The sequence below is a fragment of the Ensifer sp. B1-9 genome (genome assembly GCF_050474445.1).
Lineage (GTDB): Bacteria > Pseudomonadota > Alphaproteobacteria > Rhizobiales > Rhizobiaceae > Ensifer.
The window spans coordinates 18,899-44,445 of record NZ_JBCHVG010000026.1; the positions used below are offsets into that span (position 1 = coordinate 18,899).

General features: G+C 63.0%; 27 protein-coding genes. 13 read left to right on the plus strand and 14 right to left on the minus strand.

All coding sequences use genetic code 11. The features are described from left to right. Positions 1-122: 122 nt before the first annotated feature. Positions 123-887, minus strand: a complete 765-nt coding sequence (locus ACQ5BM_RS32275) for a class I SAM-dependent methyltransferase (protein WP_429819977.1) — start codon at positions 885-887, stop codon at positions 123-125. An 81-nt stretch (positions 888-968) separates the two neighbouring features. Here ACQ5BM_RS32275 and gloB point away from each other — a divergent pair, with 81 nt between their 5' ends. Further along, entirely contained in the window at positions 969-1,739 is a 771-nt protein-coding gene (gloB, locus tag ACQ5BM_RS32280) for a hydroxyacylglutathione hydrolase (protein ID WP_429819979.1), read from the plus strand. Then, positions 1,739-2,176, plus strand: a complete 438-nt coding sequence (locus ACQ5BM_RS32285; RefSeq protein ID WP_429819981.1) for a cupin domain-containing protein — start codon at positions 1,739-1,741, stop codon at positions 2,174-2,176. Before gloB ends, ACQ5BM_RS32285 begins: the two co-directional genes overlap by 1 nt. A gap of 9 nt (positions 2,177-2,185) precedes the next feature. On the opposite strand, the gene yddG is transcribed toward ACQ5BM_RS32285, so the two are convergent. Both yddG and ACQ5BM_RS32295 read right to left on the minus strand, forming a co-directional pair. Then, a complete protein-coding gene (gene yddG, locus ACQ5BM_RS32290; protein ID WP_429819983.1) occupies positions 2,186-3,076 on the minus strand; it encodes an aromatic amino acid exporter YddG in 891 nt (296 codons plus the stop codon). A gap of 96 nt (positions 3,077-3,172) precedes the next feature. Beyond that, entirely contained in the window at positions 3,173-3,949 is a 777-nt protein-coding gene (locus ACQ5BM_RS32295; RefSeq protein WP_429819985.1) for a DUF3108 domain-containing protein, read from the minus strand. Between the two features lie 379 nt (positions 3,950-4,328). Here ACQ5BM_RS32295 and rpmB point away from each other — a divergent pair, with 379 nt between their 5' ends. Next, the gene (gene rpmB, locus ACQ5BM_RS32300; RefSeq protein WP_034806568.1) at positions 4,329-4,619 is read left to right on the plus strand and encodes a 50S ribosomal protein L28; all 291 of its coding nucleotides are present in this window, start codon (positions 4,329-4,331) and stop codon (positions 4,617-4,619) included. Between the two features lie 151 nt (positions 4,620-4,770). After that, a complete protein-coding gene (locus tag ACQ5BM_RS32305) occupies positions 4,771-5,412 on the plus strand; it encodes a queuosine precursor transporter (RefSeq protein ID WP_429819988.1) in 642 nt (213 codons plus the stop codon). 197 nt (positions 5,413-5,609) lie between these two features. Here ACQ5BM_RS32305 and ACQ5BM_RS32310 read toward each other — a convergent pair whose 3' ends face one another. The 4 genes from ACQ5BM_RS32310 to ACQ5BM_RS32325 form a co-directional block, all read right to left on the minus strand. Beyond that, the gene (locus ACQ5BM_RS32310) at positions 5,610-6,614 is read right to left on the minus strand and encodes an esterase-like activity of phytase family protein (protein WP_429819990.1); all 1,005 of its coding nucleotides are present in this window, start codon (positions 6,612-6,614) and stop codon (positions 5,610-5,612) included. Between the two features lie 200 nt (positions 6,615-6,814). Next, positions 6,815-8,731: a cobaltochelatase subunit CobT gene (gene cobT / locus ACQ5BM_RS32315; protein ID WP_429820074.1), complete on the minus strand. Its 1,917-nt coding sequence runs from the start codon at positions 8,729-8,731 to the stop codon at positions 6,815-6,817. A gap of 185 nt (positions 8,732-8,916) precedes the next feature. Continuing rightward, complete coding sequence (gene cobS / locus ACQ5BM_RS32320) at positions 8,917-9,912, minus strand: cobaltochelatase subunit CobS (RefSeq protein WP_034806552.1); 996 nt, start codon at positions 9,910-9,912, stop codon at positions 8,917-8,919. 74 nt (positions 9,913-9,986) lie between these two features. After that, entirely contained in the window at positions 9,987-10,622 is a 636-nt protein-coding gene (locus tag ACQ5BM_RS32325; protein WP_429819993.1) for a J domain-containing protein, read from the minus strand. Between the two features lie 148 nt (positions 10,623-10,770). Between ACQ5BM_RS32325 and ACQ5BM_RS32330 the strand changes: the two genes are divergently transcribed. After that, a complete protein-coding gene (locus ACQ5BM_RS32330) occupies positions 10,771-11,052 on the plus strand; it encodes a BolA family protein (RefSeq protein WP_247960695.1) in 282 nt (93 codons plus the stop codon). A gap of 14 nt (positions 11,053-11,066) precedes the next feature. Here the strand turns inward: ACQ5BM_RS32330 and ACQ5BM_RS32335 are convergent, their stop codons facing one another. Genes ACQ5BM_RS32335 through ACQ5BM_RS32345 form a run of 3 tightly spaced genes read right to left on the minus strand, consistent with a single transcriptional unit; the run spans position 11,067 to position 14,090 of the window. After that, positions 11,067-12,377 (minus strand): HlyC/CorC family transporter, encoded by a 1,311-nt coding sequence (locus ACQ5BM_RS32335; protein WP_429819995.1) that lies wholly within the window; start codon positions 12,375-12,377, stop codon positions 11,067-11,069. Then, on the minus strand, positions 12,374-13,507 hold the full coding sequence (gene aroB / locus ACQ5BM_RS32340; RefSeq protein ID WP_429819997.1) for a 3-dehydroquinate synthase: 1,134 nt from the start codon (positions 13,505-13,507) through the stop codon (positions 12,374-12,376). The genes ACQ5BM_RS32335 and aroB overlap by 4 nt, the downstream gene beginning before the upstream one ends. Continuing rightward, positions 13,500-14,090 (minus strand): shikimate kinase, encoded by a 591-nt coding sequence (locus tag ACQ5BM_RS32345; protein WP_429820000.1) that lies wholly within the window; start codon positions 14,088-14,090, stop codon positions 13,500-13,502. The genes aroB and ACQ5BM_RS32345 overlap by 8 nt, the downstream gene beginning before the upstream one ends. Before the next feature lie 235 nt (positions 14,091-14,325). Between ACQ5BM_RS32345 and ACQ5BM_RS32350 the strand changes: the two genes are divergently transcribed. From ACQ5BM_RS32350 to ACQ5BM_RS32370, 5 genes are all read left to right on the plus strand, one after another. Continuing rightward, a complete protein-coding gene (locus ACQ5BM_RS32350; RefSeq protein ID WP_173520524.1) occupies positions 14,326-14,475 on the plus strand; it encodes a hypothetical protein in 150 nt (49 codons plus the stop codon). Further along, positions 14,472-15,428 (plus strand): site-specific tyrosine recombinase XerD, encoded by a 957-nt coding sequence (gene xerD / locus ACQ5BM_RS32355; RefSeq protein ID WP_429820003.1) that lies wholly within the window; start codon positions 14,472-14,474, stop codon positions 15,426-15,428. Before ACQ5BM_RS32350 ends, xerD begins: the two co-directional genes overlap by 4 nt. 63 nt (positions 15,429-15,491) lie before the next feature. Next, positions 15,492-16,445, plus strand: coding sequence for an acetyl-CoA carboxylase carboxyltransferase subunit alpha (locus ACQ5BM_RS32360; RefSeq protein ID WP_173520522.1), 954 nt, complete (start codon positions 15,492-15,494; stop codon positions 16,443-16,445). 364 nt (positions 16,446-16,809) lie between these two features. After that, complete coding sequence (locus ACQ5BM_RS32365; protein WP_429820005.1) at positions 16,810-18,249, plus strand: L,D-transpeptidase family protein; 1,440 nt, start codon at positions 16,810-16,812, stop codon at positions 18,247-18,249. Then, positions 18,249-18,485, plus strand: coding sequence for a sulfurtransferase TusA family protein (locus ACQ5BM_RS32370; protein WP_429820007.1), 237 nt, complete (start codon positions 18,249-18,251; stop codon positions 18,483-18,485). The genes ACQ5BM_RS32365 and ACQ5BM_RS32370 overlap by 1 nt, the downstream gene beginning before the upstream one ends. A gap of 27 nt (positions 18,486-18,512) precedes the next feature. Here ACQ5BM_RS32370 and ACQ5BM_RS32375 read toward each other — a convergent pair whose 3' ends face one another. Both ACQ5BM_RS32375 and ACQ5BM_RS32380 read right to left on the minus strand, forming a co-directional pair. Continuing rightward, positions 18,513-19,679: a CobW family GTP-binding protein gene (locus ACQ5BM_RS32375; protein WP_429820009.1), complete on the minus strand. Its 1,167-nt coding sequence runs from the start codon at positions 19,677-19,679 to the stop codon at positions 18,513-18,515. Between the two features lie 12 nt (positions 19,680-19,691). Next, positions 19,692-20,789 carry a D-alanyl-D-alanine carboxypeptidase family protein gene (locus ACQ5BM_RS32380; RefSeq protein WP_429820011.1) on the minus strand — a complete coding sequence of 366 codons (1,098 nt, stop codon included), beginning with the start codon at positions 20,787-20,789 and terminating at the stop codon, positions 19,692-19,694. 165 nt (positions 20,790-20,954) lie between these two features. Between ACQ5BM_RS32380 and ACQ5BM_RS32385 the strand changes: the two genes are divergently transcribed. Then, entirely contained in the window at positions 20,955-22,118 is a 1,164-nt protein-coding gene (locus tag ACQ5BM_RS32385; protein WP_429820013.1) for a M20 aminoacylase family protein, read from the plus strand. Positions 22,119-22,137: 19 nt separating this feature from the next. Then, entirely contained in the window at positions 22,138-22,602 is a 465-nt protein-coding gene (locus ACQ5BM_RS32390; protein WP_173520517.1) for an Lrp/AsnC ligand binding domain-containing protein, read from the plus strand. A gap of 139 nt (positions 22,603-22,741) precedes the next feature. On the opposite strand, the gene ACQ5BM_RS32395 is transcribed toward ACQ5BM_RS32390, so the two are convergent. Continuing rightward, positions 22,742-23,788 (minus strand): NAD(P)-dependent alcohol dehydrogenase, encoded by a 1,047-nt coding sequence (locus ACQ5BM_RS32395; RefSeq protein WP_429820016.1) that lies wholly within the window; start codon positions 23,786-23,788, stop codon positions 22,742-22,744. 219 nt (positions 23,789-24,007) lie between these two features. Between ACQ5BM_RS32395 and ACQ5BM_RS32400 the strand changes: the two genes are divergently transcribed. Next, positions 24,008-24,946 carry an AraC family transcriptional regulator gene (locus ACQ5BM_RS32400; RefSeq protein WP_429820018.1) on the plus strand — a complete coding sequence of 313 codons (939 nt, stop codon included), beginning with the start codon at positions 24,008-24,010 and terminating at the stop codon, positions 24,944-24,946. Positions 24,947-25,051: 105 nt separating this feature from the next. Here ACQ5BM_RS32400 and ACQ5BM_RS32405 read toward each other — a convergent pair whose 3' ends face one another. Next, on the minus strand, positions 25,052-25,534 hold the full coding sequence (locus ACQ5BM_RS32405) for an Lrp/AsnC family transcriptional regulator (RefSeq protein WP_429820020.1): 483 nt from the start codon (positions 25,532-25,534) through the stop codon (positions 25,052-25,054). Positions 25,535-25,547 lie beyond the last annotated feature (13 nt).

Genomic DNA, 25,547 nt, shown 5'->3' on the forward strand with positions numbered 1-25,547 from the left:
AAAGCACCACAGCGACCGATGCGCGCCTTGGGAGGCGCCCGGCGCTGCAGGCAGGAAAAGAGGTCAAGGCATTAGCGGCGCAAGCGCCTTTTGTCGAGGGTCCGCCGCGGTTCCCGCGCAGGTTAGCGGGTGGGATGCGGCCGCTCGCGCGTGCTCGGTACGCCCTGCGGCGCCAGGACAGGTACGAAGACCCGGCGCGATGCGCGTGCGGCGACCGGTAACCCCTGGTAAAGCCGCTTCTGCGCCTCAACGACGATGACGCCGGAGAAGACCGGCCAGAGCGCGCGGCCGAGCCGCTCGAAACCCCGGCGCAGCCGCAGGATCGCCCTGAGCTTCGACGGCGGGAAGAACAACGCGTCCGCCGTGGCACCGGGCGTGAAGTTGGTCTCGCGCAGCAGCGCCGTCAACTGCCCGCGCGAATAGGGCCGGCCGGAGCCGAAAGGCGTATGCTCCATGCGCGCCCAGACGCCGCGCCGGTTGGGTACGACGATGACCAGGCGACCGCCGGGCGCCAGCACCCGCCAGATCTCCTTCATCGTCTCTCGCGGGCTCTCTGCAAATTCCAGCGAATGCACCATCAGCACGCGGTCGATCGAGGCGTCGGGCAGCGGCAATTCCTCATCGAACACCAGCGCCGTCGAGGAGAGCTCGGCAACCGGCCAGTTCACCGCCCCCTGCCCCGCCGGCATGAAGGCAAAGGTGCGCTCGGTATCCTTGCGGAACCGTTCGAGATAGGGAACGGCATAGCCGAGGCCGACCAGCCGCTCGTCTGGCAGGCGCGCCCAGACGGACGAAAGCGCCATGGTGACGGACTGCTCCGCCATCCGGCCGAGCTCGGAGTGATAGAATTCGCGCAGGTCGACGATATCGGTGTGCATTCGCAACATGTTAGCTGCGAAGCGGTAGACTTCAAGGCAAGCCTCGCTACATTCGGCAGCATTCCCTCTCTCCTGACCGGAGGACGTGCCATGGCCGCGCTCGAACTCGACCTCTTCCTCTGCCGCACCGACAATTTCGGTGTGCTCGTCCATGATCCCGAAAGCGGCATGACCGCCTCGATCGACGCGCCGGAAGAGCAGCCCATCCTGGATGCGCTGGAGCGGCGCGGCTGGAAGCTCACGCATATCCTGACGACACATCACCATGGCGACCACGTCGCGGCCAATGATGCGCTGAAGAAGCGCTTCGGCGTCACGATCATCGGTCCGCTCAATGAAGCCACGAAAATCCCGGGGCTCGACAAGGCCGTGCGCCATGGCGAGCATTTCGATTTTGCTGGCCGCTCCGTCGAGGTGATCGAGACACCCGGCCACACGGCCGGTCATATCTGCTTCCATTTCACCGAGGATAAACTGCTCTTTGCCGCCGACACGCTGTTTGCGCTCGGCTGCGGACGCCTTTTCGAGGGAACGCCGGAAACCATGTGGCAGTCTCTCGGCCGGCTTGCCGCATTGCCCGACGACACGACGGTTTACTTCGGCCACGAATACACGCTTTCCAATGCCCATTTCGCGGTCACGATCGACCCAGCAAATTCCGAGCTCAAGGCGCGCGCGGCCGAGATCGAGGAAACGCGCTGTGATGGCGGCTTCACGGCGCCGACGACGATTGGCCTTGAGAAACGCACGAACCCGTTCCTGCGCGCCGCTGACCCCGCCATCCGCGCCCATCTCGGCATGCAGAACGCCAGCGATGCCGCAGTCTTCGCCGAAATCCGCAAGCGGAAGGATAACTTCTAGTGGCTGGGGCACAATCGGCGACGGAGATCATCGAGGCGCTCGGTCTGGTGCGTCATCCGGAGGGCGGCTGGTACATCGAGACCTTCCGCGACGCCGCAGGTGGCCCACGCGGTCACTCGACGGCGATCTATTATCTGCTGCAACGTGGTGAACGCTCGCACTGGCATCGCGTCCGCGACGCCGTCGAGATCTGGCACTATCACTTCGGTGCGCCGCTCGAACTGAGCATCGCCGAGGACGGAAAGCCTGCCGAGACGCTGCGGCTCGGGTCCGACATTCTGAACGGTGAGCGCCCGCAGGGCGTGGTCCCCGCCGATTGGTGGCAATCCGCTGCTTCGCTGGGTGACTGGACGCTGGTGGGCTGCACGGTCGCGCCGGCATTTGATTTCGCCGCCTTCGAAATGGCGGCTCCCGATTGGCAGCCGCCCAAACGATAACGGTCCCGATTACTCCGCCGGCTGCGCCAACATGGCACGCTTGCGGAAGATCATATCCTTCGCCGCAAGCACCGCGCCGCCGGTCACGAACAGGCAGGCGAGCCCAATGCGCCAGGACGGCTCGGCAAAGCCGAACAGGATTAGGATCAGCGTCGAAAGTACCGGCGCTGCATAACTTGCAACGCCGAGAAGCTGGATGTTGCCGTTCTTCACACCGAAGTCCCAGGCGTAGAAGGCCGCCCCGACCGGCAGCAGCCCCAGACCGGCGACTGCCAACCATTCGAACGTGGTCGCCGGCCAGACGGTCGTTTCAAGCGCCAGATGGCAGACGAAGGAGAGGATGGAGGTCGCAAGACAAAAGCCGGTGACGACGTCGGTCGAGACCGCCTCGAAACGACGCGTGATCAAGGAGTAACCCGACCAGGTAAAGGCGCAGAGAAAGGCGGCGCCGTAGCCGATGAGATAGGCGTCGTCGAAGGCGACACCATTGCGCGCGACGATCAGGATCGTTCCCGCGAGACCGGCGAGCGCGCCAGCGAGATGATACCAGCGCAAACGCTCCCCCGGCAAAAGGGCCGAGCCGACGACGATCAGCAGCGGCCAGAGATAGGCGATCAGCCCCGCCTCCACCGCCGGCGCGTTGCGAAGCGCCGTGAAATAGAGAAAGTGATAGCCGAACAGGCCGGCAATGCCGGTGATCCAGACTTTGGCCGGCTGCTTGAGCAGCGCCATGCGCTCCGGCCTCAACGCCAGCACCACCAGGCCGGGCAGACTGCCGATCAGAAAGCAGATCGCAGAAAGCTGGAACGGCGGCATCTTGCCGGATGCTGCCGTGAACAGCGCGAGCAGCGACCACATCAGAATGGCGGAAAAGCCGATCAGCGTTGCCTTGAATTTCATAGTCGTCCCCTCGCGCGGCTTCTCTCACGGAAACCTGCGCCGATAAAATCACGGTGTTTCGTGGTGTTTAACCTTTTAGTTGCACGCGACCGCGCGTCAACCACCAAATCGCGTCGCCGAGACCGTGACCGGCCCAAGCTTCGTGGGGATTCGGACATAGACCGGAGCATAGACGTTTACGGCTTGCGCCTTGGCGAACCAGATCTCCATCGTCTGCAGGCGACGCAGATACTCGACATCCTCGCGTCCCTTCTTGTAGCCGGCCTTCGGCACAAAGCGGATGCCGCAGACGATCACCTCGCCTTCAAAACCCTTCGTCTTGAAAGGCTTGGTTCCCTTCGGTGAAAGCTTGATGTCGAGCCGCGACTCGCCGTCGAAGATCGGCAGCGTGTTCGGACAGACACGCGCGTCGGCGGGAATGATCAGACCGGAAAGCGGATCGAGCACGTTGCGCATGTCGCGCGAGGTGACGGGCACCCAGTTCTTCGGCAAGGGCGTGCGCTTCGGCGTCATGCTTGCATGCACGACATTGCCGTTGCGATAGGTGACGCTGATCGCCCGGCCCTTCGAGCCGCTGCGATAGGACATCGAATATTGCGAGGCCCGCAGGTGATCCTTGTCGACAACGCCCGAAACCTGGGTCTGGCCCGACGTCCGGCTGAGGATATCGAGCAGCCCCGCGGACCTCAACGTTCCCGATATCGTGTAGCGATTCTTCTGAAGTTCGGTGTGGAAGGAGGCGCGCGCAACCGGCAAACCGGCGAGCGAGATGCTGTAATCCGTCAGATGCTCGACATCGGCGGCCGATGATGCTGTGGAAAACGAGACCGCGGACAGTAGCGCCGCCACGCGAAAGCCATTTCGCAACTTCATGCCCTGAAAAATCCATCACTTGAATTTCGCCGCAATACCCTGAAATGCAGGCTCTTTACGGCTTTTCTACGCCCAGCCCGCTGCAGCCGGTCGTGGGGCCGGCCCCGCGGTAGCCCCACGTCCGCATGCCAGAAGTAGCGCATAGCAAAGCCGCTTGGAATGGGTCCTGCAAGGCATTATTCCTATGCGGATCAGACCTCACATCCGACGAGCGGCGGGGAAAAACCGCGGGTTTTCCGAGAATGCAAGAGGTTTGGCTTGACGGGCGGGCCGTCTCTGACTATAGAACCGCGACTTTCCAATAATGGCCTAGGAACGCGGCCTGGGCTCTGGGCCCGCTACCGCATTGTCCGGCGGCGATAAAGAGAATAGGTGTACCATGTCCCGTAGTTGCGAATTGACCGGCAAGGGCGTCCAGTCGGGCAACAATGTAAGCCACGCCAACAACAAGACCAAGCGCCGGTTCCTGCCGAACCTGTGCAACGTCACGCTGATTTCCGATGCTCTCGGCCAGCGCTACCGCCTGCGCGTTTCCGCTGCAGCTCTCCGCTCGGTCGAACACCGTGGCGGCCTCGACGCCTTCCTGCTGAAGTCGGACGAGAACGAGCTGAGCATGCGTGCTCGCCTGCTGCGTCGCCAGATCGTCAAGAAGGTTGCTGAAGCCGCCTGATCGGCGCCAGCGCACTGTCTTTGACACGCGTTTAAAAGGCTTGCGGGTTCATCCGGCAAGCCTTTTTCTCGTGCGCATCGCTTGCCACATCGGCCGGGTATCTTGCCCGGCTTTCGCTCCTCTAGCTGGTGGCATCTCCCAGGATAAAAAAATGCTGATCAACCGTACGTTCTTCCTCTATGTCGCGCTGATGACCCTCGTGGTCGTCGCCTCGAATATCCTCGTTCAGTTTCCGCTGCCGGGTTCGATTGCCGGCATGCAGCTCGGCGATCTCCTCACCTGGGGCGCCTTCAGCTATCCCTTCGCTTTCCTGGTGACGGACCTCACAAACCGGCAGTTCGGGCCGCGCCTCGCGCGCCGCGTGGTGGTCGCCGGCTTCATCGTCGCCATCCTGCTCTCCTTCGTCGCCGCCACGCCGCGGATCGCGATTGCCTCGGGCTCCGCCTTCCTGTTCGGTCAGCTTCTCGACATCTCGGTGTTCAACCGCCTGCGCCGCCAGAGCTGGTGGCATGCGCCGCTGGCCGGCTCGCTGATCGGCTCGGCGCTCGACACCGCCATGTTCTTCTCCTTCGCCTTTGCGCCATTCTTCGTGTTCTTCGGCCCGAACGACAGCTTCGCGCTGGAAACCGCGCCCCTGCTCGGGGTGCTCGCGGCCGAGGCACCGCGCTGGATCTCCTGGGCGATCGGCGACCTGAGCGTCAAGATCCTCTGCGGCCTCGTCATGCTGCTGCCCTATGGCGCACTGATGAGCGTCATCAAGCCGATGCCGGTGGCCGAAAAGGCCACCGCCTAGAGCAATTCCAGAAAAAGTGTGAAACGGTTTTCCTTCCGGAATTGCGTAATTTCAACAGTGAAATGATCTAGGCACGATCCGACAATAAGGCTCGAGCCGCTGACGCCGGTTGCATGCACCGATGCCAGCGGCTTTTCCATTTCCGCGGCCAGCTATTGCCCGACGGAAAACCGCCCCGCACTCTTCCTGGGATTGCTCTATTGCGTCAGAGGCGACGTGAGGCGGAACTCGAGCATCAGGTTGCGCTCGAGGATCGAATGGTTGTCGTCGGAAACGACGATCACCCGGATTTCGCCGTCCGGTCGGGCGACGACGTCGAGCCCTTCCATATTGTCGATCTGGTAGCGCATGTCGGCTTCGAAGATGACCTCGCCATCGACCACGGCGCCGGGCTTGATCGTATCCCCGGCGATCCGCCGGATCTGCATTCCGAGACCCGAACCGAAAGAGAAGCGCCGCTCCAGGAGCAACAGGTCGCCGTTCGGCAGGAACGCCCCATCCGTCACAGCGTAGGGATCCTTGCGCACGACGCTAAAGGCGCCACGCTTTGGCCCGTCGAGAATACCCGCCAGCAGATTGTCCGCCTTGTCGACGCTGCGCTCGGCAACAGCGATCGTCGCACCGGCCAGCGGGCTGTTCTTTGGCGCGATCGCGATGGTCTCGATGCCGCCATTGTTGCGCAGCTCCTTGATCGGGAACGGCACCGCCAGGCTGCCGATCGGCGTCGAAGCCGCAAAACCCGGGTCCGGGTAGATGTCGATGCGATGCGCCTGTTCGTAGCTGACGACCACCTGCCCCGACCGGAGCACCAACCCTTCGGAATCCACCTTCCACTTCGCCAGGCCGACGTCACCGTTTCGGTCGGCCATCGGCGTGGCGATGAGATCCGTGAGACCGGAAAGCCGGCCGTCCGCATCGCGGGTCACGGCGCCCTCTAGCCAATGGCCAGTGTCCATGATCGCGACGAACGAGGTACCATCCGGTCGAAAACGGATCGCCGACACGGCGCCGAACAGGGAATTCGGCGATGTCATTTCCAGCCCGCCGACGAACTCCAGAGCGCCGAACCGGGTGTCGCTCGATCCAACCGCAAAGCTCGTGATCTGGCGGCTGCGGATCGGCAAAGTTTCGCTGTTCGAGGCGGCCCATGCCGAGCCGGTCGACGCCAGAAGCAGGAGGGCTAGAAGTCCGCGGCCACGCATGGGAAGAGTACCTTCAGGGGAAAGCATCGGGAATGAAACGGAGCACGACCACGAGGCACGCCCGCCACGGCGCACTGAGATCATCACAGCAGCTTGGTAGACCGTAAAACTTTGTCCGTAAATTGACTTCGGCTGAGAGCCGTTACGTGCTGCGGCCGAGTGGCGTTCGGAAGCGGCAAAGCCACCTCCGAACGATAGGATCATCCCGCGCGGCGATGGCGCGATGAGCCGCGGCGCTGGCTTTCGTCCTCGAAGAGTGCGGCCAGCTGTTCGGTCATGGCGCCGGCGAGTTCGTCGGCGTCGACGATCGTCACGGCGCGGCGATAGTAGCGCGTCACGTCGTGACCGATGCCGATCGCCAGCAGTTCCACCGGCGAGCGGGTTTCGATCTGCTCGATCACCGCGCGCAGGTGCCGCTCGAGGTAGTTTCCGGGATTGACTGAAAGGGTCGAGTCGTCGACCGGCGCGCCGTCGGAGATCATCATCAGGATGCGGCGCTGTTCGCGACGCGCCATCAACCGCTCATGCGCCCACATCAGCGCCTCGCCGTCGATGTTTTCCTTGAGCAAGCCCTCGCGCATCATCAGGCCGAGGTTGCGGCGTGCGCGGCGCCAGGGCGCATCGGCGGACTTGTAGATGATGTGGCGCAGGTCGTTCAGCCGGCCCGGCGATTGCGGCTTGCCTCCGGCCAGCCACTTCTCGCGCGACTGTCCGCCCTTCCACGCCTTGGTGGTAAAGCCGAGAATCTCGACCTTGACGCCGCAACGTTCCAGCGTGCGCGCCAGGATGTCGGCACAGGTGGCCGCAACCGTGATCGGTCGGCCACGCATCGAGCCGGAATTGTCGATCAGCAGCGTCACCACCGTATCGCGGAAGTTGGTGTCCTTCTCGCGCTTGAAGGAAAGCGGCTGCATCGGGTCGATGATGATGCGCTGCAGCCGCGCCGTGTCGAGATAGCCCTCTTCGAGGTCGAATTCCCAGGAACGGTTCTGCTGCGCCATCAACCGGCGCTGCAGGCGGTTGGCAAGGCGCCCGACCGCGCCCTGGAGATGGGCGAGCTGCTTGTCAAGGAAGGCGCGCAGCCGGTCGAGCTCAGCCTCGTCGCACAGCTCTTCCGAAGCGATCGTCTCATCGAACTCGCGGGTGAAGACGGCGTAATCGACCTTTTCGTTGAAGTCGGCGAAGGGCTGGTTCGGGCGCTTGACCTCGCCCGGCGTCTCGCTGTCCTCGTCGCCTTCGTCCTGGAGATCGTCGTCGGAGATCTCCGCGCCGTCCATCTCGCCTTCTTCCATCTGCTCTTCGGCAGCCTGGTTTTCATCGGCGGGGGCAGCGTCGTCGCCGGCTTCCTCATCGCTGGCGTTCTCGTCCTGCTCCTGGCTGCGCGGCTGGTCTTCGTCGGTCTCGCTCTCCTGCTCGTCCGGCTCGATGTCATCGTCGCCATATTTTTCGGCGACCTCCATCGAGGTCAGCATATCGCGCACGACCCGGGCAAAGGCCTGCTGGTCGTTGATCGTCGACGACAGGTTCTTGATGTCGCCGGCAGCCTTGTCCTCGATGAACTCCCGCCAGAGGTCGAGCACCTTTCCGGCGGATGCCGGCGGCTTCTCGCCGGTCAGCTTTTCGCGCACCAGCAGCGCCACGGCTTCACCGAGCGGCGCGTCGGCCTGCCGCTCGATCGTGGCGAAATTCGCCTTGGCGTATTTCTCCTCGAGCATGACGTTCAGGTTCTTGGCGACACCCGCCATGCGCAGCGCACCGATAGCCTCGACGCGAGCCTGTTCCACCGCGTCGAAGATCGCGCGGGCATCCGCCCCCTGCGGCGACATCGTCGCGTGGATGCGCGCATCGTGACAGGCCTTGCGCAGCGCCATGCTGTCACCGAGGCCGCGGGTCACGGAAAGCTCCTGAAGCGTCGGGCGCTTGGAAAGTTCCGGCAGGCGAATGCGCTCGCCGGTCATGCCGGGCCGCTCGTTGGCGAAGGCGACTTCCACCTCGGCATCGCCCGCGATCGATCGGATGCATCCGGAAAGCGCCCGCTTGAACGGTTCCGCAGCGTTCTCGCGCGTGGTTGGCTTTGCCTTCGAGTTCGAGCTCACGACAGTTCCTCTTTCAGCCAGCGGCGATGATGCCCCGCTACTGCATGGTTCCTTTGATCGTTGCCAATCAAAGGACAAAACATGCAGCAATTCAAACTGCTACCGCGATCTTTGCGCGTCTGACAAGACGCGCGGCGCTGTCGGGCATCATCGAGTTTGCCACAGCGTCACAGTCCGCCCTCCCCGAGGAGAAGGCAGACCACGGATCAGGCAGTGGCTTCGAGCACGATGTTGGCAGCGCTTTCCTTCAGCTCGATGCCGAAGGCGCGCTGATAGTGCTCGGCGACCAGCGCCCGTTCCAACTCGTCGCACTTGTTGAGGAAGGTTACGCGGAAGGCAAAGGCGATATCGCCGAAGATATGGGCGTTCTCGGCCCAGGTAATGACCGTACGCGGGCTCATGACGGTCGAAAGATCGCCATTGATGAAGGCAGCGCGCGTGAGGTCGGCAACGCGGACCATCTTGGAAACGGTTTCGCGGCCCTTGTCGGCGGTGAAGCCCTTGACCTTGGCAGCGACGATGTCGACTTCCTTGTCATGCGGCAGATAGTTCAGCGTCGTCACGATCGACCAGCGGTCCATCTGCGCCTGGTTGATCTGCTGCGTGCCGTGGTAGAGGCCGGTCGTGTCGCCGAGACCGACCGTGTTGGCGGTCGCGAACAGGCGGAAAGCCGGGTGCGGGCGGATGACGCGGCTCTGGTCGAGCAGCGTCAGGCGGCCGGAGGATTCCAGAACGCGCTGGATGACGAACATCACGTCCGGGCGGCCGGCATCGTATTCGTCGAAGACCAGCGCGACATTGTGCTGGTAGGCCCAGGGCAGGATGCCGTCCTTGAACTCGGTGACCTGCAGACCGTCCTTGACGACGATCGCGTCCTTGCCGACGAGGTCGATACGGCTGACATGGCTGTCGAGGTTGACACGCACGCACGGCCAGTTGAGGCGGGCGGCGACCTGTTCGATATGGGTGGACTTGCCGGTACCGTGATAGCCCGACACCATCACGCGTCGGTTGTGGGCGAAGCCTGCGAGAATGGCGAGCGTCGTTTCGCGGTCGAAGAGGTAGTCCGGATCGAGGTCCGGCACATAAGCGTCGCCCTTCGAATAGGCAGGAACGCGCAAATCCGTATCAATGCCGAAAACCTCCCGGACAGAGATCGTCGTGTCGGGGAGGTTGGAAATATCGAGGTCAATCTTGCTCATCATGTCTCCAGAGCGGCCACCGGACGGCACCCGCGCATTCGCCTGCAAAAGTAATTCTGTAATAATCCGCGTTGTTAGCAGAAGCCAGCCTGTTTTAACAATTGGTAGGCTTGAATAACGGCGCGAAAACGCTCTTCCGATCCCCTATCTCCGCCATTGGCATCAGGGTGATGCTTTTTGACGAGATCCTTGTAGGCGGCCTTGATATCCGCAGCGGTCGCCGACGCACCGAGACCGAGCGTTTCGAAGGCTTTCGCCTCGAGCGTCTTCAACTTGCGCTGGCGCGGCTCCGGGCGGCCGGAACGCGCCCGCGCCTCGCTGACGAAACCGAAGGGATCGCGCATGCGCGCCTGGGCGCCCGCGGTGCCGGATCGCGTCTGCGATTGAGTCGGACCGTTCCTGGCGTTCTTATTGACACCGACAGTCCAGGTCGGCCGGTGACCGGTCACCGCTTCCTTCTGGTAGCGCGCAACCTCGCTGTCGGACAGGCCGGAGAAGTAATTGTACCCCTTGTTGTACTCCTTCACATGCTCGAAGCAGAACATGAAGTATTGCCCCTCGGCGTTGCGGCCGACGGGCGCCCGATGCACGCCCTTCTGATCACAGCCGTCCCACTGGCAGACGGGCGCAGCAGGCTCCGCCCGCGGCTCGACTTTGCGCCGGGTGCGGATACGATCGAAGTATTTTGAATCGAGTCTCATGGCGCTCATTATGGGGTTTGGCCGGGGCCACAACAAGAATTGACAAAGCAGAATGTTGCTGGCTTTGTGCGGGCATTTTGCGCCGCCAAGCCTGCGACTGCCGGGTTCGACAGACCCGCGAGGGGGCGTCAAACAATCAAGGAAATGGGACGGAAGAATGTCACTCACCGACACGATCGAAAAGAAGCTGATCGAGGCCTTCCACCCCGAGAGACTGGCGGTCATCAACGAGAGCCATATGCATGCCGGCCATCAGCCCGGTTTCGATGGCGGCGGCGAAACCCACCTGCGGGTGCGCATCGTTTCGAGCGCCTTTACCGGCATGAGCCGCGTCGCCCGCCACCGCGCGATCAACGACCTTCTGAAGCCGGAACTCGATGCCGGCCTGCATGCCCTCGCGGTCGAGCCGGCGGCACCCGGCGAAACGACCCGCTGGTAGCGATCGGGTATCATTCAGACCGTCGGAGCGGCACCGTCTTCCGCCGGCCGGATGCGCAGCTTGGTGATCCGGTTCCTCACGCGCTTCATCACGATGAAGCGCTTGCCGTGGAAGGTGAAGGCCTGGCGCTCTTCCGGAATGCTCTTGGACTCGTGGATCACCAGGCCGGCAACCGTCGTCGCTTCCTCATCCGGCAATGACCAGTCGAGCGCGCGGTTGAGATCGCGGATCGGCACCGATCCGTCGACGACGATCGAGCCATCCGCCTCCTGCCTAACGCCCTGGATATCGAGGTCGTGCTCATCGGCAATGTCGCCGACAATCTCCTCCAGAATGTCTTCCAGCGTCACCAGGCCCTGAACCTGGCCATACTCATCGACGACGATCGCAAGATGCAGCTTGCGGCGCAGAAAGGCGTTGAGCTGGTCCTTGAGGTTGGTCGTGTCGGGCACGAACCAGGGCTTCTGCGCGATCTTGACGATATCGAGGTTTTCCGGCTCGACGTTCGGCTCCGCGAGCGCCCGCAGCAGGTCCTTGGAATGCACGACGCCGATGATGTTGTCGGTCGAGCCGCGCCAGAGCGGCAGCCGCGTGAACGGGCTTTCGAGAATGTCGCGGACGCAGGCTTCCGGCGGCTCGTCGGCGTTGATCGCCCGCATGCTGGTGCGGTGGATCATGATGTCGGAGATTTCGAGTTCGCCGAGATCGAGCACACCACCCAACCGGTCACGGTCCGCCTTGATCACCGAGCCTTCGCGGTGGAGCAAGTCCACCGCGCCCCGCAACTCCTCATGCGCCGAGAGCATCGACATGTCGGCGGCGAGGTTGACGCCGAAGATGTTGAGCAGGCGCCGGACGATGCCGTTGACCACGCTGGAGACCGGCCCGACGATCGCGACGAAGGGACGAACGAGCGGCGCGACCGCGAGCGCGAAGCGATCAGGAGAGGCGATCGCCCAGCTCTTCGGCAGCACTTCCGCGAAGATGACGAGCAGCACGGTCATGGCGAGTGTCGCGATCGCCACGCCGGAATCGCCGAAAAGGCCGATCAGCAGGCTCGTCGTCAGCGACGAAGCCAGAATGTTGACCAGACTGTTGCCGATCAGCAGCGTGCCAATCAACCTGTCGCGCCGTTCGATCAGCCGGTTGACGATGCCGGCCCGCTCTTCGCCATTGTTCTCCAGCGTATGCATGCGCGAGCGCGAGGCGGCCGTCAGCGCTGTCTCCGAGCCGGAGAAGAACGCCGAGAGCACGAGCAGGCAGAAGACCGAGAGGATCGACAGCCAGTATTCCGTCAGAAAAGCTATAAAGGCTTCGCCGCTCATTGCGGATGTTTTTCCCTCAGGAAGCCCATGACTTCCGATGCCGGAACGTCATCGGCGACAAAGGATTGACCGATGCCGCGCGTCAGGATGAAGGTGAGCTTGCCGCCCTTGACCTTCTTGTCCTGGGCGATCGCGTCCATCAGCCGCTCGGCCGGCGGCAGCGTACCCGGGATTTCCGACATGCGGGTCGGCAGACCCACGGATTTCAGGTGTGCCTCCACGCGCGTCGCGTCGTCGGGGCTCGCAAGGTTCATGCGTGCCGAGAACTGATGCGCCAGCACCATGCCGATCGAAACGCCTTCGCCGTGCACGAGCCGCGCGCTGTCATACTCGGTCGCCGCCTCGAGTGCGTGGCCGAAGGTGTGGCCGAGATTGAGCAGTGCGCGCAAGCCGTTCTCGCGCTCGTCCGCCGCGACGACATCGGCCTTGGCCTGGCAGCTCACCGCGATCGCCTCGATGCGCGCCGCGCCGCCGGCAAAGACCGCCTGCCAGTTCTTTTCGAGCCAGGCGAAGAAGTCCGGCTTGTCGATCAGCCCATACTTTGCGACCTCGGCGTAGCCGGCGCGGAACTCGCGCGGGCTCAGCGTGTCGAGCACGTCCGTATCGGCAAGCACCAGGTCCGGCTGATGGAAGACACCGATCAGGTTCTTGCCGTGCGGAGAATTGATGCCGGTCTTGCCGCCGACAGAGGAATCGACCTGTGCCAAGAGCGAAGTCGGGATCTGGATGAAACGCGAACCGCGGCGCACGATGCCGGCGGCAAAGCCGGTGAGATCGCCGATGACGCCGCCGCCGAGCGCGATCACCGCATCGTTGCGCTCGATCCGGGCGCCGAGCACGGTTTCGCAAACCGGGATCAGGTGCTCGAAACTCTTGGTCTTCTCGCCGGCGGGCAGCACGAGCGACACCGCATCGATGTCACGCCCCTTCAAGCTCGCCATCAGCGGCTCGAGATAGCGAGGCGCGACGTTCTCGTCGGTGATGACGGCCATCTTCCGCCCCTTGAGGCGGGCAGCGATCTGCTCGCCGGCGGCCGCAATCAGCCCGGGGCCGATCAGGATATCGTAGGAACGATCGCCGAGGTCGACGCGGACCTGGCGTTCGGCAGCGGGCATCGCATGGCTATTCATGACTTTTCTTGTCCTGGTGTTCGATGACGGCAGCGAGAACGTCTTCCACCATCGTCTCTTTCTTCACATCGCGCGACAACACGGTCAGATCGGCTTCGGCGTAGATCGGGTAGCGCGCGTTCATCAGGTTTTCGAGCGTCTGCTTCGGATTTTCCGTCTTTAGGAGCGGCCGGGTATCGCGCTTATTGACCCGTTCCCAGAGCACGTCGAGTTCGGCATTGAGCCAGACCGTCAGGCCGCCCTTCTTGATCTGTCGGCGTGAGCGCTCGTTGATATACGCGCCGCCGCCGGTGGAAACGACGCGCGGTCCACTCCTCAGCAGGCGCTTCAACACCCGCGTTTCCAGCGCGCGGAACTCCTCCTCGCCGTAGCGGGCGAAGAGATCGCTGATCGTCATGCGCGAGACGCGCTCGATCTCGTGGTCGGAATCGACGAAGGGAACGCCAAGTGCCTGGGCGGTCAACCGTCCGATTGCCGACTTGCCGGCACCCATCAGGCCGATGAACACGAGATTGCGTTTACCGAGTACAAGCTTCGCCCGCTCGGCAAGCGTTGCGGAAACCGGTTCGATCACGTCGTTCATTGGACTTCTTATTCCCCATTCCCTTTCGGTATCGACAAAACGGGGTGTAGCGTCAAGTCGTCGCGCGCGTCCGCTCACGGTTCTTGAACTCGGCCGAAGCGGCGTTCATATAGGTCTGGCACCCGCCATGGCGCCGCGTGTTCCTTCGAACGCGTGAACCGCACTGGCCGTTTGAACGCCTGCATGCGTATCCTTGCGTCCGCTTCATCGAAGGGCACATGCAGAGGAGATTGAAATGCCGACCCTGTTCCGGTTCCTGTTCTTCTGCGCCGTTATCGCCGGAATAGTCTACGGCACGATGGTCTCCCTCGTCACCTTCGTCGAGCCGGTGGAGCGGGACGTGACCGTGAAAATACCGTCCGAGCGGGTGAACAAGCCCCAATGAACGATCTTTCCGCAGCCCATGTCGAGGCCTTCCTGGAAATGATGAGTGCCGAGCGCGGCGCCGCGGTCAACACGCTGCAATCCTATGAGCGCGACCTGGAGGACGCCTCCTCGCATCTGCGCACGCTCGGAACCGGGCTGACAGGGGCGACACCGGACGATCTTCGCGCCTATCTCGCCCATCTCTCGGGCCAGGGCTTCAAGCCTTCGTCGCAGGCACGACGTCTCTCGGCGCTCCGGCAATTCTACAAGTTCCTCTACGCCGAAGGTATGCGCGGCGACGATCCGACCGGAATTCTCGACGCCCCGAAGAAGGGGCGCAGCCTGCCGAAGACGCTGAGCGTCGACGACGTCTCGCGGCTGATTGGGCAAGCCGAAACGGAAGCCGCGGCAGGCGGGCCCGACCGGCTTGCGCGGTTGCGCATGCATGCGCTGATCGAGCTGCTCTACGCCACCGGCATGCGTGTCAGCGAACTGGTCTCGCTGCCGGCAAGCGTGCTGGCCCAGAACGGCCGCTTCCTGGTCATCCGCGGCAAGGGCAACAAGGAGCGGCTCGTGCCGCTTTCGCAGGCCGCGATCCGGGCGATGCGGGCCTATGGCGAGGCGCTCGCCGAGGAGACGGCGAAGGGGGACGCGGGCGGCCGCGAAAGCCCCTGGCTCTTCCCGTCTTCCGGCAAGCAGGGCTTCCTGCCGCGCCAGGTCTTCGCGCGCGATCTGAAATCGCTTGCCGCCCGCGCCGGCATAAGGGTCGCGATGATCTCGCCGCATGTGCTGCGGCATGCCTTCGCCAGCCACCTGCTCGCCAATGGCGCGGACCTTCGCGCCGTACAGGAACTGCTCGGACATTCGGACATTTCAACGACACAAATCTATACGCATGTGCTGGAAGAACGGCTGCACAACCTCGTGCAAAACCATCACCCCCTTGCCAAACAGGCGAAAAAACAGGATTAGGACCGCCGGGAAGCTGGTTTCGGCCCGCATATCCTTGTCGCAAAATGATCGGAAACGCATCTCATGCACAACTATCTCGATTTCGAAAAGCCCATCTCGGACCTCGAAGGCAAGATTCTCGAATTGAAGAAGCTCGCCGGCGAAGACGAGAGCGTGAACACTTCGGATGAGATCGAACGGCTGGAGACGCGCGTCCGCGACGCGATGGTCGAGATCTATTCCAAGCTGACGCCGTGGCAGAAGACCCAGGTCGCCCGCCACCCCCAGCGCCCGCACTTCCTGGATTATGCCGCCGAGCTCTTCACCGAGTTCACGCCGCTTGCCGGCGACCGCAACTTCGCCAACGACGACGCCATCCAGGCCGGCCTTGCGCGCTTTCGCGGCATGCCGGTGGCCGTTCTCGGCCAGGAGAAGGGCAACGACACGAAGTCGCGGATCAAGCACAATTTCGGCAGCCCTCGTCCTGAAGGCTATCGCAAGGCGATCCGCGTCATGGAAATGGCCGATCGCTTCAGCCTGCCGCTGATCACGCTGGTCGACACCGCAGGCGCCTATCCCGGCGTCGGCGCCGAGGAACGCGGCCAGGCGGAAGCCATCGCCCGCTCCACCGAGATGTGCCTCAACGTTCGCGTACCGATCGTCACCGTCGTCATCGGCGAAGGCGGCTCCGGCGGCGCCATTGCGATCGCCACCGGCAACCGCGTCTACATGCTGGAGCATGCGATCTACAGCGTCATCTCGCCGGAAGGTGCTGCCTCGATCCTCTGGCGCGATTCGACCCGCGCCAAGGAAGCCGCCAGCAACATGAAGATCACCTCCGAGGACCTGAAGGCACTCGGCGTCATCGACGGCATCATTCCGGAACCGGTCGGCGGCGCACACCGCGACCCGAACGCGGTCATCAGCCGCACGGGAACCGTGATCGCCGACGCGCTGAAGGAGCTTTCCGGACGCAATGGCGACCAGTTGCGCACGGATCGCCGACAGAAGTACCTCAATATCGGCCGCAACCTCTAAGCTGGAGCGGGATGCGGGCGGAAATCCCACGCGCCCCGCCCCATCTCGGCCCGATGGTTCGCGATTGTTGGAGCGGATTTCGCAACCGCAAAGCGGAGTGTGGCCAAATCTTGGCCATATTCATGAGGTCATGAACAGCGCATCGGCAGGCGCCCCCTGCAGGGTTAAGAATTCGTGAAGTATAATCGCTTAGTGATTCTCTAAAGAACCCGCCCTCGCGGACTTGGGTTCTCCTGCATAATTCCTTAAATCGGCATCGATTTAAGGACAAAATTATGCAGCTATCTAAAGTGGTACAGCGTCCTTAGCGCGTCAAAAACGCGCGGCGCTGTAGTCGAGTTTGGGTTTAAATGGGCTTCCGCTGATGCGTTTCAGAAACCTTGTAGCCTCCGCCGCCATTGCCGCCGCGCTTGCCGGCTGCACCAATGAAACGCTGGACACGACGACATCGGTCGACCTCAAGTCCGTCAAGAACAAGACCGAGTACCAGGTCTCCGGACCGATGCTCAAAAAGATGAGCGAACTCGGGATGCAGAAGCAGGCCCCGATCGCGCTGCGCATCTTCAAGGAAGAAGGCACGCTCGAGGTCTGGAAGGCCAACACGGCCAACCGCTTTCAACTGCTGAAGACCTATAAGATCTGCGCTTGGTCCGGCAAATTGGGGCCGAAGGTGAAGGAAGGCGACCGGCAGGCGCCGGAAGGCTTCTATCCGCTCTTCCCGCACCAGATGAACCCCAATTCGAACTATTATCTGGCGATCAACACCGGCTATCCCAACGCCTTCGACAAGGCGAACGGCCGCCAGGGCACGCACCTGATGATCCATGGCGCCTGTTCGTCGTCGGGCTGCTACTCGATGACCGACGAACAGATGATCGAGATCTTCGCGCTCGCCCGGGACTCGTTCAAGGGCGGCCAGGAAAGCGTTCAACTCCAGGCCTTCCCCTTCCGCATGACGGCGGAAAACATGGCGCGCCATCGCAACAATCCGAACATCGAGTTCTGGAAGATGCTGAAGGTCGGTTACGACCAGTTCGAGATCACCAAGCGCCCGCCGGAAGTCAACGTCTGCGAGAAGAAGTACGTCTTCAACCAGCAAGCCTCCGGCCCGTTCAATCCGAGCGGCCAGTGCCCGGCCATGTCGACCCCGCCGGCGCTGCAGGTGGCGATGGCGGGCTTCGAGAAGACCTACCAGACCGACTACGACAAGGCCCTCAAGAAGTATGACGGCATGGTCTGGTATGAGCCGAGCGAAGCCGAGCGCAAGGCGATCGTCGCCAAGCAGCGCGTCGGCCGCGAGCTCGCCTACGCGCCGACCGGCAACTCCTTCGATGCCGGCAAGCTGATGAAGGCGAGCGATCTCGAGAAGAAGCTCGCCGAACAGAAGGAAGCGGAAGAGACGAAGCAGGCCGTCGAGATCCAGAAGAAGGAACTCGAAAAGGCGACCGACGGCGGCAAGCACGTGCCCGTTCCGGCCGCCAACCCCATTCCGCAGCCGGTGATGCAGGCGGCCGTCGAGCAGCCCGTGAAAAAATCCTTCTGGAGCCTGTTCTCGAAGAGCGAACCGGAAGCGGAAGCGCCCGCTCCGGTGGTCCAGACCCCCGAACAGCAGGCGGCCGTCGCGCCGCAGGCGCAGGAGCCGGCAAAGACGGCCAAGCAGGCACGTGCGGCGGCGCCGGCGGCGACCGAGCAGCAGACGGCAGCCGTTGCCACGGCACCCGCCCCCGATGCGGCGGCGCAAACGCCCGTCCTCACCGAAGAGCCGCCGAAGAAGCGCCCCTTCTGGAAGATCTGGGGCAATTGATGCCGAACGAAACCAAGATCATCTACGACCTCAGGGGGCTTAAATGCCCCCTTCCCGTTTTGAAGACGCGCAAGCGCATGGCCGCGCTCGCCCCGGGCGCGCTTCTGGAGATCGAGACGACAGATCCTCTGGCGGTGATCGATATCCCGCACTTCTGCAAGGAAGACGGGCACAAGCTCGAAGAGGCGGCGCCCGCCGAAGGCGGCCACCGGTTCCTCATCCGCAAGGGCGCCTGAGACGCCGCGTCCGTTCAGATCCGTTGGTTAGAACCGCATGCCGGGAACGGCAAGCGGATTGTCGGAGAGCGCCTGGGCGTCCGGCCGGTCGATGCGCGGCTTGCCGGTAAAGGCATCGAACAGATCGCGCACGAAGTCTTCCGTCAGGCCCTTGGTGATCAGCACCATGCGCGTGCGCCGGTCGTTTGGGTCCGGCCAGGCGTCCAGGCGTTCCGGCGCGTGGAAGACGTTCTGCACGCCGTGCAGCACCAGCGGCCGGTCCGGCCGGTCGGCGACCGCCACGATCGCCTTCATTCTCAGCAACTTCTCGCCATGCGCCGAGCGCAGCAGGTCGATGAACATGTCGAGCGCCATCGGCTCGATCGGCCGCTCATGCACGATGCTGAACGAACGGATGTCGCCGCCATGCCGGTTCGCATCATGATGATGGTGGTGATGTTCGTGGTCGTGATTGTGATCGTGGTCATGATGGTGGTCACCGTGATCGTGGTGATCATGGTGGTGGCCGTCATCGTGATGCGCCTCGTCCTGCAGCCAGCGGCCGACATCTGCGATCTTGGAGGACGGGTCATAGAGGCCACAGGCGAATAGCGCCGAGCGTCCCGCCTCGTCGCTATCGCCATCGATCAGCGGCGCACGCGGGTTGAGCACCCGGATCCGGGCCGTCAGCGCGTCGCGCTCAGACGCATCGGCGAGACCGGTCTTGCTGATGACGATGCGGTCTGCGACTGCGACCTGTTTCAGGGCTTCCTCGTGATTGGCGATCGTCTGCAGGCCGTTGACGGCGTCAACGACAGTGACCACGCCGTCCAGGCGGAAATTTTGCGCGATGATGGGATTGCCGATCACCGATTGCAGCACCGGCGCCGGATCGGCAAGCCCGGTCGTTTCGATGACGACGCGCTTCAGCGGCTTGATCTTCCCGGTCTGCATGCGGTCCATGAGATCGGCGAGCGTGTCGACCAGTTCGCCGCGCACGGTGCAGCAGAGGCAGCCGTCGGAAAGCTCGATGACGCCGTCGCTGGAAGCTTCCACCAACAGGTGGTCGATCGAGACGTCGCCGAACTCGTTGATGATGACGGCCGTGTCCGAGAGATCGGGGTCTTTCAGCAGCCGGTTGAGCAACGTCGTCTTGCCCGCACCGAGAAAGCCGGTGAGGATCGAGACCGGCACCGCCGGCAAAGGACTAACCATCATGAACTCCGATCAGAAGGTCGGCCGCGGCACGGGGATCGGCACATTGGCGACGTCGCCCTGGCCGACCGGATCGCCGGCAACCTTCGGTGCCTTTTCGCCGCTGCCGGCGATAAGGCCGGCGAAGGCGAGCTTCAGCGGCCGGTTGATTTCGTGGATATAGGGCGAGAGCAGCTTCTGGCGGCCGGCCTCGTCGCGGCCTTCGCTGCGGACCTTGGCCGCTGCCTTCGAGCAGATCTGCTTGCTGACATCGGCCACCGTGTCGCGCGTCTCGCCATAGGGCGCAATCTGCACCAGCGATGGCTTGCCGTTGCCGCTCGTCGTCAACGCCATCTGCATGAGCCGCGCGGATTCATCCGCGCGCGCACCGAGGCTGCTCTCGCCGAGCACGACCGAAACGACGCTGCGCCCGTCGCGGGTGGCAGACGAAACCTGGTTGAAGCCGGACGCGCAGATGAAGCCGGTCTTCATGCCATCAGCACCTTCGAAGCGGCCGATCAGCATGTTGTAGTTCGGATAATCCTTCTTGCCGGTGGTGAAACCTTCCAGCGAGAAATAGGAGGCGTATTGCGGGAACTCGCGCTTGAGCGTGATCGCCAGCACGGCAAGGTCACGCGCCGTTGTGTATTGGCCGGGGCCGGGCAAACCGTTGGCGTTGATGAAGTTCGAAGAGGTCATGCCGATGCGGCGCGCTTCGGCATTCATCCGCTCGATGAAGGCGGGTTCCGAACCGCCGACCGTCTCGGCGATTGCCACGGCGATGTCGTTTGCGGATTTGACCAGCATCATCTTCAGCGCGCTGTCGAGCGTCATCGCCTGGCCGGGCTTGTAGAACATCTTGCTCGGCGGCTCGGACGCCGCGTTCTTGGTCATGACAACCGGACTTTCGAGCGTAAGCTGTCCCGACTTGATCGCGCGGAAGGTGGTATAGGCCGTCATCAGCTTGGTCAGCGATGCCGGATACCATTTCTGGAAGATGTCCTGGTGCTCGTAGACCTTCAGCGAATTGACGTCGACGACGAGCCTCGGATTGGCCGCAGCCGGCAGCGCCGCAAGAAGCGTCGCGCAGGTCGCCACCGTCACTCCCAGCGCCTTCATCTTGCCACGCATGAAAAATCCTGCTGTCACCACGATAGAACCTCGAAATTCCGCTGTTGCCTCGTCTCGTCCGGCTATTTAGCCTATATGGCGAGGAGATGGCAAAGCCCATTCACGGGCACCCCTGCCAATCCACCGCAGATACATAGTGATCGAACAGACCGACAGGACGAACCGATGCCGATACTCAACCGTGCCGCCGAGCTCCAGAACGAAGTCACCGAATGGCGGCGCCACCTGCACAAGAACCCGGAGCTCCTGTTCGCGGTCGAAAATACGGCATCCTTCGTCGAAATGAAACTGAAGGAATTCGGCGTTGACGAAGTCGTGACGGGGCTCGGCCGCACCGGTGTCGTCGGTCTTATCCGCGGCAGTCTCGGCGCGGGCCGCACCATCGGGCTTCGCGCCGACATGGATGCGCTGCCGATCACCGAGACGAGCGGCAAGGCCTGGGCATCGCAGACTTCAGGCAAGATGCATGCCTGCGGCCACGACGGCCATACGGCCATGCTTCTCGGAGCGGCCAAGTATCTCGCCGAGACCCGCAACTTCGCCGGCAATGTCGCCGTCATCTTCCAGCCCGCCGAAGAAGGCGGCGGCGGCGGCAACGAGATGGTCAAGGACGGCATGATGGAGCGCTTCGCGATCGAGGAAGTCTACGGCATGCACAACATGCCGGGCATGCCGATCGGTCATTTCGGCAGCCGTGTCGGGCCGATCATGGCTTCGACCGACGAGTTCACCATCACCATCAAGGGCCGCGGCGGCCACGCCGCCCAGCCGCACAAGACGATCGACCCGATCGTGGTCGGCACGCAGATCGTCACGGCGCTGCAGACGATCGCATCGCGCACCGTCGATCCCCTCGCCTCGGTCGTCGTCTCGGTCACGAAGTTCAATGCCGGCTTTGCCCACAACGTCATCCCGGAAGAGGCCGTGCTCGGCGGCACGGTACGCACGCTCGTGCCCGAGGTGCGCGACATCGGCGAGAGCCGCATCCGCACGATCGCCGAGGGTGTCGCCGGCCTCTACGGCGCGACCGTCGCCGTACAGTACAACCGCAACTATCCGGTGACCGTGAACCATGCGGAAGAGACCGGCTACGCCTTGAAGGCCGCGGCCGAGATCGCCGGCGAAGGCAACGTGAAGCCTTCGCTCGACCCGATGATGGGTGGCGAGGATTTCTCCTACATGCTGCTCGCCCGCCCCGGCGCCTTCGTCTTCATGGGCAACGGCGAGACCGCCGGGCTGCATCACCCCGCCTACGACTTCAATGACGAGGCGATCCCGCACGGCATCTCCTACTGGGTGAAGCTCGCGGAAACGCGACTTGCCGCCTGAGGCACGGGCGGGAGGCACCATGCATCAGATCGATAAGATTGACCGTAGAATTCTGAACATCCTCCAGGCCGATGGCCGCATCACCAACCTGGAACTTGCCGATCGCATCGGCCTGTCGCCGACGGCAACCAGCGAACGCCTGCGCCGGCTCTTGAAGGAGGGTTACGTCTCGGGCTTCGGCGCAAGGCTCGACCCGCAAAAGCTTGGCTTCGGGCTCCTCGTCTTCATCGAGGTCATGCTCGACAAGACGACGCCCGATGTCTTCGACCAGTTCGCCGCCGCCATCAAACAGGCGCCGGCCGTGCTCGAATGTCACATGGTAGCGGGCGGCTTCGATTATCTGGTGAAGACGAGATTCGAGGATATGGCCGCCTATCGCAACTTTCTCGGCCAGGTGCTCTGGACGCTGCCGGGCGTCAAGGAAACGCGCACTTATGCGGTGATGGAAGAGATCAAGAACGACGGGCCGCTGCCGCTGGTGTGAGTTAGGGCGCTGCGATGGCGGCGGGTCGCCTGCTTCGGAGGTTATCCCCTCTGCTCGACAGGACAGAGGGGGTATGACGCCCCCACCATCGTCCCGAATGGCGCGGCATGCCTAGGAGATTCACCGCGCCATCGCCTTATCACGCCGCCAGCGACGCCATGTCGATCACGAAGCGATAGCGCACGTCGCTCTTGATGACCCGCTCATAGGCTTCGTTGATCTCTTGGATCCGGATCGTTTCGATTTCCGAGACGATGCCGTGCTCGCCGCAGAAGTCGAGCATCTCCTGGGTTTCCTTGATCGAACCGATCATCGAACCGGAAATGCTGCGGCGCGCCGGCACCAGCGAGAAGGCATGCACCGGCACCGCATTTTCCGGAATGCCGACCAGCACGAAATCGCCGTCGACCTTCAGGAGATTGACATAGGCGTTCCAGTCGATCTCGGCAGCGACGGTGCAGATGATCAGGTCGAAGGTGCCTTGCAGCGCCTTGAAGGTCTCGGGGTCGTTGGTGGCGTAGTAGTGATCCGCCCCGAGCTTCAGCCCGTCTTCCTTCTTGGAAAGGGTCTGGCTGAGAACGGTCACATCCGCGCCCATCGCGTGCGCCAGCTTGACGCCCATGTGGCCGAGGCCGCCCATTCCGACGATGGCGACCTTCTTGCCCGGGCCGGCCTTCCAGTGACGCAGCGGCGAGTAAAGCGTGATGCCGGCGCAGAGCAAGGGTGCTGCGGCATCGAGCGGCAGGTTCTCAGGGATCGACAGCACATAGCCTTCCTTGACGACGATGCTGTCGGAATAGCCGCCCTGGGTCGGCGTCTTGCCGTCGGCTTCGACACCGTTATAGGTGACGATCAAACCCGGCATGTAGTGTTCCAGATCCACGTCGCGCGTGGCGCAGGTGGTGCAGGAATCGACGAAGCAGCCGACGCCGGCGCGGTCGCCGACCTTGAATTTGGTGACCTTGGAACCGACCGCCGTCACGATGCCGACGATCTCGTGGCCCGGAACCATCGGGAATACCGAATTGCCCCATTCGTTGCGGGCCTGGTGGATGTCGGAATGGCAGACGCCGCAATATTTGATCTCAATCACCACATCGTCGTCGCGCGGTTCGCGGCGCTCGAAGGTGAAGGGCGTAAGCGGCTTCGACGCATCCGTCGCCGCATATCCTCTTGCAATGGCCATCAGTCTGTCCTTCATTTTGGGAAAGGGTGCAGGTCCGGAGGGAGCCCGGCCTGACGCACCGCTGAATATGGGCGCGCTGACGGCAAGGGCGTTAGAGCGATCCTGCAAAGTTTTTGCACGATCCTCCGAGTTTTCGATAAGGCTGCTGGAGATGTCGCACGGCAGCCTTATCTGAGCAGCATCTCAGACAATGCTAAGCATCTGGAAAGGCCAAAGATTATGACAGTCACGCGACAGACCACCCGCCACCAGATGATCGATGTCATTGCCCGGTTCGCCGAGCGAGACGGCGACCACATGACCGAGATTTCCGGACTGACCCTTCATCGCCATGGCGGCGACGCTCCGGTCAATTGCTCCGCCTATCGGCCAAGCCTGGCGATCATCGTGCAAGGCGCGAAGCGCGTGGTGCTCGGTGAAGAGACATTGATCTACGGCGCCTCGGACTATCTGCTGACCTCGATCGATCTGCCCGTTCTCTCCCAGGTCTGCCAGGCTTCGGCGGAGGAACCTTATCTCAGCATGGCCTTCGCGCTCGATCCCGGCAGGATCCAGGCGCTGCTCACCTCCTTGCCGCAACTGCCGCAGCCCGCCGCCTCGGCCCGCGGCATGACGGTGAGCAAGATCACCGCCGATCTCGAAGACGCAGCCCTCCGACTGTTGCGCCTGCTTGAGCGACCGGAAGACAGACCGGCGCTGCTGCCGCTGATCGAGCAGGAAATCCTCTACCGCCTCTTGACCGGTCCGCACGGCCACCGCCTGCGGCAGATGGCGACGACCGACAGCCAGCCGCATCAGGTGGGCCGCGCCGTCGCCTGGCTCAAGGAGCATTATTCGCGCCCGCTCAGGATCGACGACCTCGCCAACCGCGTGTCGATGAGCGTCTCGTCGCTGCATCATCATTTCAAGGCGATCACCGCCATGAGTCCGCTGCAATACCAGAAGCAGCTCCGGCTGCAGGAAGCGCGGCGGCTGATGCTGGAGGAGAGCCTAGACGCGGGCGATGCCGGCCATCAGGTCGGCTATGAAAGCCAGTCGCAGTTCAGCCGCGAATATGCCCGCCATTTCGGCGAACCGCCGATGCGCGACATCGGCCGCGTGCGCCGTTCGCTGCTCGAACGCCTGGGCGGCGAAGCGGAAATGCTGAGCGAAGGCTAAGGTTTTTGGATATCCCCGGGGTATCGGGCGTCTCCGGTACCCTCCTGGCGTATCAGCTCCGTTCGATATCCCCGGGGTATCAGGCCCGCCCGATATTCCCCAGTTTCAGCTCCGCTCGATATCCCGCCGGAGCACGATCGAGGTCGTCAGATCCTCGACATTGTCCATCGTCGCCACTTCGTTGCGCAACTCGTTGAGGGCGTTGATCGACCCGACCTCCACCTCGACGACGAGATCGAGCTGGCCGCTGACGGAGGAGACCTTGCGGACGGCGGAAAAGCCGGCCAGCCGGTCGAGCACGCCGATCGACGGCGTGCGCTCCAAGGTCACCAGCAGGAAGGCCTGGATCGTACCCTCCTCCAACTGCCCGATATCGGCGCGATAGCCGCGGATGACGCCGGCCTTTTCGAGCCGGCTGACCCGCTCGGTCGTCGCACTTCGGGAAAGACCGATCCGGCCGGCCAGCGACTTCATCGGGATGCGCGCCTCCTGCGACAGAATGCTGAGGATCGTGCGGTCGATCGCGTCTATGTCCTGCATGTCTGCTCCTCCGGGACCCGCCGACAAGATGACGGTTATTATAAACATAGTGCCGGTGCAA

Bases quoted from the DNA above. Each gene is read 5' to 3' on its own strand.
- ACQ5BM_RS32275 (WP_429819977.1), bottom strand. From the start codon at position 887: ATGTTGCGAATGCACACCGATATCGTCGACCTGCGCGAATTCTATCAC.
- gloB (WP_429819979.1), top strand. From the start codon at position 969: ATGGCCGCGCTCGAACTCGACCTCTTCCTCTGCCGCACCGACAATTTC.
- yddG (WP_429819983.1), bottom strand. From the start codon at position 3,076: ATGAAATTCAAGGCAACGCTGATCGGCTTTTCCGCCATTCTGATGTGG.
- ACQ5BM_RS32295 (WP_429819985.1), bottom strand. From the start codon at position 3,949: ATGAAGTTGCGAAATGGCTTTCGCGTGGCGGCGCTACTGTCCGCGGTC.
- rpmB (WP_034806568.1), top strand. From the start codon at position 4,329: ATGTCCCGTAGTTGCGAATTGACCGGCAAGGGCGTCCAGTCGGGCAAC.
- ACQ5BM_RS32305 (WP_429819988.1), top strand. From the start codon at position 4,771: ATGCTGATCAACCGTACGTTCTTCCTCTATGTCGCGCTGATGACCCTC.
- ACQ5BM_RS32310 (WP_429819990.1), bottom strand. From the start codon at position 6,614: ATGCGTGGCCGCGGACTTCTAGCCCTCCTGCTTCTGGCGTCGACCGGC.
- cobS (WP_034806552.1), bottom strand. From the start codon at position 9,912: ATGAGCAAGATTGACCTCGATATTTCCAACCTCCCCGACACGACGATC.
- ACQ5BM_RS32325 (WP_429819993.1), bottom strand. From the start codon at position 10,622: ATGAGCGCCATGAGACTCGATTCAAAATACTTCGATCGTATCCGCACC.
- ACQ5BM_RS32330 (WP_247960695.1), top strand. From the start codon at position 10,771: ATGTCACTCACCGACACGATCGAAAAGAAGCTGATCGAGGCCTTCCAC.
- ACQ5BM_RS32335 (WP_429819995.1), bottom strand. From the start codon at position 12,377: ATGAGCGGCGAAGCCTTTATAGCTTTTCTGACGGAATACTGGCTGTCG.
- aroB (WP_429819997.1), bottom strand. From the start codon at position 13,507: ATGAATAGCCATGCGATGCCCGCTGCCGAACGCCAGGTCCGCGTCGAC.
- ACQ5BM_RS32345 (WP_429820000.1), bottom strand. From the start codon at position 14,090: ATGAACGACGTGATCGAACCGGTTTCCGCAACGCTTGCCGAGCGGGCG.
- ACQ5BM_RS32350 (WP_173520524.1), top strand. From the start codon at position 14,326: ATGCCGACCCTGTTCCGGTTCCTGTTCTTCTGCGCCGTTATCGCCGGA.
- xerD (WP_429820003.1), top strand. From the start codon at position 14,472: ATGAACGATCTTTCCGCAGCCCATGTCGAGGCCTTCCTGGAAATGATG.
- ACQ5BM_RS32360 (WP_173520522.1), top strand. From the start codon at position 15,492: ATGCACAACTATCTCGATTTCGAAAAGCCCATCTCGGACCTCGAAGGC.
- ACQ5BM_RS32365 (WP_429820005.1), top strand. From the start codon at position 16,810: ATGCGTTTCAGAAACCTTGTAGCCTCCGCCGCCATTGCCGCCGCGCTT.
- ACQ5BM_RS32370 (WP_429820007.1), top strand. From the start codon at position 18,249: ATGCCGAACGAAACCAAGATCATCTACGACCTCAGGGGGCTTAAATGC.
- ACQ5BM_RS32375 (WP_429820009.1), bottom strand. From the start codon at position 19,679: ATGGTTAGTCCTTTGCCGGCGGTGCCGGTCTCGATCCTCACCGGCTTT.
- ACQ5BM_RS32380 (WP_429820011.1), bottom strand. From the start codon at position 20,789: ATGCGTGGCAAGATGAAGGCGCTGGGAGTGACGGTGGCGACCTGCGCG.
- ACQ5BM_RS32385 (WP_429820013.1), top strand. From the start codon at position 20,955: ATGCCGATACTCAACCGTGCCGCCGAGCTCCAGAACGAAGTCACCGAA.
- ACQ5BM_RS32390 (WP_173520517.1), top strand. From the start codon at position 22,138: ATGCATCAGATCGATAAGATTGACCGTAGAATTCTGAACATCCTCCAG.
- ACQ5BM_RS32395 (WP_429820016.1), bottom strand. From the start codon at position 23,788: ATGGCCATTGCAAGAGGATATGCGGCGACGGATGCGTCGAAGCCGCTT.
- ACQ5BM_RS32400 (WP_429820018.1), top strand. From the start codon at position 24,008: ATGACAGTCACGCGACAGACCACCCGCCACCAGATGATCGATGTCATT.
- ACQ5BM_RS32405 (WP_429820020.1), bottom strand. From the start codon at position 25,534: ATGTTTATAATAACCGTCATCTTGTCGGCGGGTCCCGGAGGAGCAGAC.